The sequence below is a fragment of the Janthinobacterium sp. PSPC1-1 genome (assembly GCF_049897625.1).
Taxonomy (GTDB): Bacteria; Pseudomonadota; Gammaproteobacteria; order Burkholderiales; family Burkholderiaceae_D; genus Janthinobacterium; species Janthinobacterium tructae.
In genome coordinates, this window is record NZ_JAFCWP010000018.1 from 1 (window position 1) to 7342 (window position 7342).

At 59.4% G+C, this 7342-nt stretch carries 7 protein-coding genes; all 7 read left to right on the forward strand.

Annotation, left to right across the window (positions count from 1 at the left end; translation table 11 throughout):
• Positions 1-200: hypothetical protein (locus tag ACP7EG_RS27555; RefSeq protein WP_426090230.1), on the forward strand; the 200-nt coding region annotated here is incomplete at its 5' end.
• A 34-nt stretch (positions 201-234) separates the two neighbouring features.
• The gene (locus ACP7EG_RS27560) at positions 235-924 is read left to right on the forward strand and encodes a response regulator transcription factor (protein ID WP_426090231.1); all 690 of its coding nucleotides are present in this window, start codon (positions 235-237) and stop codon (positions 922-924) included.
• On the forward strand, positions 911-2137 hold the full coding sequence (locus ACP7EG_RS27565; RefSeq protein ID WP_426090232.1) for a sensor histidine kinase: 1227 nt from the start codon (positions 911-913) through the stop codon (positions 2135-2137). The genes ACP7EG_RS27560 and ACP7EG_RS27565 overlap by 14 nt, the downstream gene beginning before the upstream one ends.
• A 285-nt stretch (positions 2138-2422) precedes the next feature.
• The gene (locus ACP7EG_RS27570; protein WP_426090233.1) at positions 2423-3046 is read left to right on the forward strand and encodes a phosphatase PAP2 family protein; all 624 of its coding nucleotides are present in this window, start codon (positions 2423-2425) and stop codon (positions 3044-3046) included.
• Between the two features lie 62 nt (positions 3047-3108).
• Positions 3109-4587 (forward strand): DUF2868 domain-containing protein, encoded by a 1479-nt coding sequence (locus ACP7EG_RS27575; protein WP_426090234.1) that lies wholly within the window; start codon positions 3109-3111, stop codon positions 4585-4587.
• On the forward strand, positions 4584-6074 hold the full coding sequence (locus ACP7EG_RS27580; protein WP_426090235.1) for a DUF3482 domain-containing protein: 1491 nt from the start codon (positions 4584-4586) through the stop codon (positions 6072-6074). Before ACP7EG_RS27575 ends, ACP7EG_RS27580 begins: the two co-directional genes overlap by 4 nt.
• Positions 6075-6112: 38 nt before the next feature.
• Positions 6113-7192, forward strand: a complete 1080-nt coding sequence (locus tag ACP7EG_RS27585; RefSeq protein WP_426090236.1) for a tartrate dehydrogenase — start codon at positions 6113-6115, stop codon at positions 7190-7192.
• Positions 7193-7342 lie beyond the last annotated feature (150 nt).

The following is a 7342-nucleotide window of genomic DNA, read 5'->3' on the forward strand; positions in this document are numbered from 1 at the left end:
TTCCCATCCCGAACAGGACCGTGAAACAACTTTGCGCCGATGATAGTGCTGCAACCAGTGTGAAAGTAGGTTATCGTCAGGCTTGTTATTTGGTGAAACAGCCCCCGGCTGTTTCTCCTGGAGAAAAACCCCGATCAGAAATGGTCGGGGTTTTTTTTCGTCTGGTGCTTTTGTTTGGCGCTGGTGGTGGTGTCGGATGACGGCTTGCGGCCTAATCCGACCTACAATGGCGGTATGCGCATTCTGATCATTGAAGACAACCCTGATATTCTCGCCAATCTCTACGCCTATCTGGAACCGAAGGGTCATGTGCTTGATTCGGCCATGAATGGCTATGCCGGCCTGGCCTTGCTGGCCCAGCATGAATACGATGTGATCGTGCTCGATGTCATGCTGCCCGGCCTGACGGGACTGGAACTGTGCCAGAAACTGCGCAGTGAATTGCGCAATAGCACGCCAGTGCTGATGCTGACGGCGCGCGATACCCTGCAAGACAAGGTCGCCGGTTTTGACAGTGGCGCTGATGATTACCTGGTCAAGCCATTCTCGCTGCTGGAACTGGAAATCCGCCTGAAAGCCCTGCTGCGCCGCGCGCGCGGGCAAACGACGGCGGTTGCCGTGCTGGCCGTGGGTGAGCTGCGTTTCGATACGGAAAAATTCGAAGTCCGACGCGCGGGCCAGACCTTGACCTTGACCAGGACCGGTTACATCATCCTGAAATGCCTGATGAGCGAAGCGCCCAAGCTGGTGCCGCGGGAGTTGCTCGAGCATGAGGTCTGGGGCGATGACCGACCCGACAGCGATGCCCTGCGCACGCACATCCATGCGCTGCGGCAAGTTCTCGACAAACCGTATGCCTTTCCCATGCTGCGCACCATTCCCGGCATCGGCTATAAATTATTGAGTAGCGATGCGTCCGTTTAAATCGCTGAAGCGGCGCATCATCGTCGCCTACCTGCTGTTTGCTCTCGTGGCGAGCATCTTTTTTGCCATTATCGCCGCCGTTGCCGTCGAGGGTATTGAAGTGCGCCTGGTCGACGAGCGCCTGAAAGAAGTGGCGGCCTGGGCGTCGCCGCGGCATGCGGCAGGCTTGTCTGTCGAAATGCCGGCCGGCTTGAGCTTTCATCACGCCGAGGATACGCCTTTGCCCTTGCATGGCCTGACGCCCGGCATGCACGAAAAAACTGTCGACGGCGTCGATTTGCACGTGCTGGTGGGCAGTGATGTGCATGGGGAATTCGTCATCATCGATCATGCCACCGAGTATGAAAAGATCGAGCTGGTGGTGTACAGCATGTTGGCCCTCGCTTTTATCGGTTTTTTGATTTGCGCTTCGCTGCTGGGCGCCTTCATCGCCAATCGCTTGATCACGCCGATCATGTCGCTGACACAGGCCGTCAAGGCCGGCCAGGCGGCGTTGCCACTGCAGGACAGTGCCGATGAATTGGGGATATTGGCACGCGCTTTTGCTGAACGTACGGCGGAGTTGACCGAAGTTCTTGACCGCGAACGCTTTTTTACGGGCGATGTCAGTCATGAATTGCGCACGCCGCTGACCGTGATCACGGGCGCGGCGGAAATCCTGATGGAACAAGGCGGCGATGCACCGCTGGTGCGCTCCGCCTCCGAACGTATCTATCGGGCTGCGCACGAAGCGAGCGACTCCGTGACGGTGCTGCTGCGCCTGGCGCGCGCGCCGGAATTGCTGGAGTGCGCGCCACTCTCCGTGGCGGAACTGGCTCGCCAGGAATGCCTGCGCTGTCAATCATATACGGCAGGCAAACCGCTTACCCTTGTGTTTGCGGATGGCGAGGATTTTCTGGTCAACGCCCCGCGTGAATTGCTGGCCGCCGCCATTGGCAATCTGGTGCGCAATGCCTGCCAGTACACCTTGCAGGGAGAAGTGATCGTGCGCCTGGCCGGACGCGCGCTGATCGTCGAGGATACGGGGCCGGGCTTACCTGAAGCGGCCCGCGCGCGCCTTCTGCATCAGCCCGTACCGGCCAATCTGAGTGGTTCATCCGGCACAGGTCTGGGGTTGGGCCTGGTTCAACGCATCTGCCTGTATCTGGGCGCGGACCTGGCGTTCAATGTCCGCCCCGCTGGCGGCACCATGCTGCGGATTGATTTCATTTAAGCCGGCTTTTTGCGAGCATTTAACGAAAACTTAACGCCCTGTTGACGCGCAATTCATGCCGTTACTTGTAAGGTGATTCTGGAAGCGCGTCTTGCCCCGTCCGTGTTGTGCACGGCGTGCAGCGTCATGTTCTCTTCATATTGACACTGTACGATGACTTCCATGGCTGCAGTCCTGTGCGGCCAGTCCCTTTCATCTCATCAGGTAATGTGTGCACCCATGCTGGCCAAGCTTAAACTCGTCAAAACTCCCAAAGGCATTGATAGCGTCCTGATGCTATCGGCCATGCTGATCCTCTGGATCGGCAATTACAGCAACCTCGACCTCGTGATCGCCGATAGTATGTTCGACGGCGCACGTGGGCAATTTGCCGGTGCTGACAGCGCGCTGGCGGACAGTTTCCAGTTCTGCATGACCTTGCTTGGCGCCAGCGTGATCGGCCTGGCCATCTGGGATACCTTGCGTCCGCTGGCCTGGCTTGCATCACGCCGCAGTGCCTTGCGCGTCATGGCCCTGTCGGCCGTCTTGGTGCCGCCAAGTATCTATTTGCTCTCTTCCTTCAGCGATGTGCCTTGCCCCACGGATTTGCTGCGCTATGGCGGACTGGAGCCGTACGCGCGCCTGCTGGAAACATTACCCGCCAGTGCGTCTGCCATGGCTTGCCTGCCGGCGACCCAGGCAAACACTGCCTGGTGGATGCTGGCCATGCCATTGTTCTGCCTCCCAGCACGGCCACGCATGGCGCTCCTGCTGGCCGGGATCATGCTGCTGTGCGGTTTGGCGGCAGGCTGGCAGCAGCAGTTGCAAGGTACGCAATTTTTCACGCACACCTTGTGGTCTGCCTGGATCGCTGCTTTCCTGATCTATCTGCTGCATCATTTGTTCCGGGCCGAGGACGCGTTGGCCTGAAACACAAAAGTACGTCACAATCTGCCTGTCTAGTTGTCGTTTCATACAAAAACAGGAGCACCATGAACGAGCAGATTGCGAGAGAAGTGGTATTGGTCCGTGCTATCGAGACGGCCGACCAGAAAAAAGAAGTCCTCAGCGAGGATGACCGCATGTATGCCAGCCGCAGCGCGCGTGAGCTTGCGCAGTGGCAAGCTTCGGGCAAGCAGGCCGAAGTGACAGGTGACGATTTCCTGCAGCAGCGCTCCGAGCTGATCCTCAAGCGCATCACCGAGCGCACCCCCGCCTTCGCTGCGTTTGCGAAGCGTCGCAACGGCATGAAAACCTTGGCGCTGACCTTGCCATTGCTGGCCCTGCTGATGGGTGCCGGCCTCGACCGTATCACCGATCCGCACCGCGTCGACCTGCTGTCGGCGCCCTTGCTGCTAATCATCGCCTGGAATGTGCTGGTTTACCTGGGCTTGCTGATCTGGCTATGCATCCCCTCGCACTCCCTGGGCTGGCCAAAAGCGGGACTGGTGCGCCACCTGAGCGTGGGCCGCCTGGCCTTGCCTCGTAAACTGCCGCACGCTCTGTCCTCGGGCTTGCTCAGTTTCATGGGGGAATGGGCGCACCTGAGCGCGAAGCTGACGGCCGCGCGCCTGAGCCGTACCATCCATTTGAGCGCCGCCATGTTTGCCATCGGCGCCGTCGCCTCGCTGTATGCGCGCGGCTTCCTGTCGCAATACGCGGCCGGCTGGGAAAGCACCTTTCTGAATGCCAGTCAGGTGCACAGCCTGCTTTCGACCCTGTTTGCGCCGGCGATTGCCCTGTTTCATTTGCAAGGCTTTTCGCTGGCGGAGATCGAAGCGCTGCGTTTCCCGCAAACGACGACCGTCGAAGGCGGCGCGCGCTGGGTGCATTTGTATGCGGCAACGATTTTCCTGCTGGTCGTTGTCCCCCGCCTGATCCTGGCCCTGGTCAACAATTGGCGCTCCGCGCGCCTGGCCAAGGACTTTCCACTGGATCTCGATCAACCGTATTTCCGCAAGCTCAATGAAAGCATCGGCGTGGCCACGGGCGGCATGCTGCGCGTCTTGCCGTACAGCTTTACTGTCGATGAGGCGCGCCACAAGGGATTGGGCCAGCTGTCCATCATGCTGTTTGGCGAGCAGGGGCGCATGATGTTGCGTCCATCGACGTCGTATGGCGAAGAGCCGCAGGAGGTCTTGCGCGGTACCGACTTGAATGATCCGCAAGTCAATATCACGGCCGTGCTGTTCAATCTGACGGCGACGCCGGAAAAGGAAAATCACGGCGCCTTCCTCGATTACCTGGTGCAATCGTCGGCGCGCGGCATCGCCGTCCTGATCGACGAGTCCAGCTATTTGGAGCGCGCTGGCGAGCAGACGGATAATGCCGCCCGCCTGGCGGAAAGAGTCGCCTTATGGCAACAGTTCTGCCTGTTCCATCAAGCCCCGGCCACCCTGGTCAATTTGCTCAATCCCGCCTTGCACCCGCTCGACGCCGGTGTCGGGCTGAAAGTATCGGCAGCAGCATGAGTGTGAATGTGAATAAAGATATTCAGGATGATGCGGTGCAGATTCAGTTTGCACTGATTTCGCATACGAATAATGGCAAGACCACCCTGGCGCGCACCCTGGTGGGCGTGGATATCGGCGAAGTGCGCGACGCCGCCCACGTGACCGTGTTTGCCGAATCGCACACCTTGCTGGCGACGCCGCAGGGTGATGCCTTGCAATTGTGGGACACGCCTGGCTTTGGCGACTCCGTGCGCTTGCTCAAGCGGCTGGGGCAGGCGGGCAATCCCATCGGCTGGTTCCTGCGCGAAGTGCTGGACCGTTATCGCGACCGCCCGTTCTGGCTCAGCCAGCAAGCGCTGCGCACGGCAAAGGATGCGGCCGACGTGGTGCTGTACCTGGTCAATTCCTCGGAGCATCCCAGGGATGCGGGTTATTTGCCGGCGGAAATGAAAATCCTCGAATGGCTGGGCAAGCCTGTGGTGGTCTTGCTCAATCAGATGGGGCCGCCGCGTCCGGGCAATGAGGAGCACGGCGAGCAGGCGCGCTGGCGCGAGCATTTACAGCAATATCCGATCGTGCGCGACGTCCTGGCGCTTGATGCCTTTGCTCGCTGCTGGGTACATGAACGCGTGTTTTACGAAGCCGTGGGCAAGTTGTTGCCACAGTCGCAGCAAGCTGGCTATGCGCGCTTGTTTGCTACCTGGCAAACGCAGAATACGGCACGTTTCCAGCAGGCCATGCATTTGCTGGCCAAGCAGCTGGCCGTGGCTGGGCAGGATCGCGAAGCTATCGAGCCCGTCTCCAAGGGCTTGCTGAAATCAGCCTTGCAAGTCGTGGGTATCGGCAAGAATGCTGAACAGCAAAGGCAAGAAAAGGCGATGGCCAATCTGGTGGCGCGGCTCAATACGTACAGCGGCGAAACGACGCGTGAATTGTTGATCTTGCACAAACTCGACCCTACTGATGCGCATAAGATCAATACTCGGGTACGCGATAATTTTGCCGTGCGCGCGCCGATCGACAAGGCGCAAGCGGGGCTGTTGGGCGCCATGATTTCCGGTGCGGCGACGGGCTTGTCGGCTGACCTGATTTCCGGCGGCCTGACCTTGGGCACAGGCGCCTTGCTCGGCGGCGTGGTCGGTGCACTGACGTTTGCGGGCGCAGCCTGGGGTTTTAATTCCGGCACGGACCGCAACGAGCCCACCATGCAATTTACGGATGCCTTCCTGCGTACCCTGATGGTGGCGGGCGTGCTGCGTTACCTGGCGGTGGCGCATTTTGGCCGTGGCCGCGGCAACTTCGTGGAAAGCGAGGCGCCAGCCTTCTGGCAAGATGAAGTCGAGCAAGCGGTGGCGCGCCATGAAGGCGCATTGGCCGAGTTGTGGAAAGAGGTGCGCCGCGAGAAATCAACTGAACTGGCGGCCGAGCGTGTGCAGCCCATTATCACGGCGATTACTGCCGATGTGCTGGCGCGTCTGTACCCGGATGTGGCGCAGCAGATGTAAATACGGGCTTCCATCGCCTATTTCCAACGGGGCTTCCCATGAGCACACATAAAATCGCCGTCATTGCCGGCGATGGCATAGGCAATGAAGTCATGCCGGAAGGGCTGCGTGTTGTCGAGGCCGCCGCGCGCCGCTTCAATATCGACTTGCAGTTCACGACGATGGTATGGGCGAATTGCGACTATTACCTCGAGCATGGCCAGATGATGCCCTCGGATTGGTTTGCCCAGCTCAAGGATTTCGACGCGATCTATTTTGGCGCCGTGGGTTGGCCGGACAAGGTGCCCGACCATATCTCGCTGTGGGGTTCGTTACTAAAATTCCGGCGCGAGTTCGACGAATACGTCAACCTGCGGCCCGTGCGGCTGATGCCGGGCGTGCCATGCCCGCTGGCGAACAAGAAGCCTGGTGATATTGATTTCTATGTAGTGCGGGAAAATACCGAGGGTGAATATTCGTCCGTGGGCGGGCGCATGTTCGAGGGGACAGAGCGCGAAACGGTGCTGCAGGAATCCGTGTTTACGCGCAAGGGCGTCGACCGTATCCTGAAGTATGCGTTTGAGTTGGCGCAAAGCCGGCCTAAAAAACACCTGACATCGGCGACCAAGTCGAATGGCATCGCGATCAGCATGCCATTCTGGGATGAGCGGGTGGAAGCGATGGGTCCTGGCTTTCCCGATGTGCACTGGGATAAATACCATATCGATATCCTGGCAGCCCGTTTCGTGCTCAGCCCGGAGCGTTTCGATGTGGTGGTGGCGTCGAATCTATTTGGCGACATCCTGTCTGACCTGGGCCCCGCGTGCACGGGAACGATCGCCATCGCGCCGTCGGCCAATATCAATCCGGAGCGCACTTTCCCGTCAGTCTTTGAACCTGTGCACGGTTCCGCCCCCGATATCTATGGCCAGAATATCGCCAACCCGATCGGTATGATCTGGTCGGGCGCCATGATGCTCGATTTCCTCGGCAATGGCGACGCCCGGTACACGGCGGCACATGACGCGATTATGCGCGCCATCGAGCAGGTGCTCGAGCATGGTCCGCGTACGCCGGACATGGGTGGGGGCGCCAGTACGACCGAGGTGGGCATGGCGGTTGCCGAATTGCTGAAATAAAGCTTGCCGCCCGTGGACGGCTTTGCTATAGTTCGCCTCCCCGATGAGACGCACTAGTTTGCGGCACAAAAGGGACAGCCTTCAGGGGCTGGGTAGTAAAAAAGAAGGTTGACGAAATGCTGAAAAAGCTTCATACTCTTCCTTCTTCGC